Origin of the sequence: Dawidia cretensis, from assembly GCF_018598175.1 — a bacterium.
GTDB lineage: Bacteria > Bacteroidota > Bacteroidia > Cytophagales > Cyclobacteriaceae > Ohtaekwangia > Ohtaekwangia cretensis.
In genome coordinates this window covers 1-433 of the sequence record NZ_JAHESE010000127.1, presented here as the reverse complement: position 1 = coordinate 433, position 433 = coordinate 1, and the positions used below count along the sequence as shown (strand labels likewise).

Below are 433 nucleotides of genomic sequence, written 5' to 3'. Positions count from 1 at the left end.
CCCACCCCCCCCCGCCCACCGGCGCGTCCTCTACTTCTCGTGGGCTCGGAGAGGGGTCTAAGAGACCGGTACTGACCGCCAATTCCAGACTCGAGCTTAGTGAAGATTGGGACAGCGACCGCGAGGTGTGGCTCCACGGCGAGGCATATTTTGAGGGTCGGAAAAAAACGAATCCGGCAGACGCATCGCGCCGGTACAAATTTACAGTACACACCAGTTCCCTGGATGTCAACGTAGTCGGTACTGAGTTTACCGTGTCGCAACGGGAAAAAACAACCGTCGTGCTCAACGAAGGAAGGATCGAATTAGCCGTAGATGATCAATATATCGCGATGAAACCGGGTGATAAGGTGGAAGTTTCCGGAGGCAAGGAGCTTCGGCACGAAACCGTAAATCCTAAGGTTTATAGCGCCTGGAAAGATCATGTATGGAT

Annotated in this window: 1 protein-coding gene; it reads left to right on the top strand. The window is 53.8% G+C overall.

All coding sequences use genetic code 11. The annotated features are described in order from the left end of the window. On the top strand, positions 1-433 hold a 433-nt coding region (locus KK062_RS30040; RefSeq protein ID WP_254088082.1), incomplete at both ends, for a FecR family protein.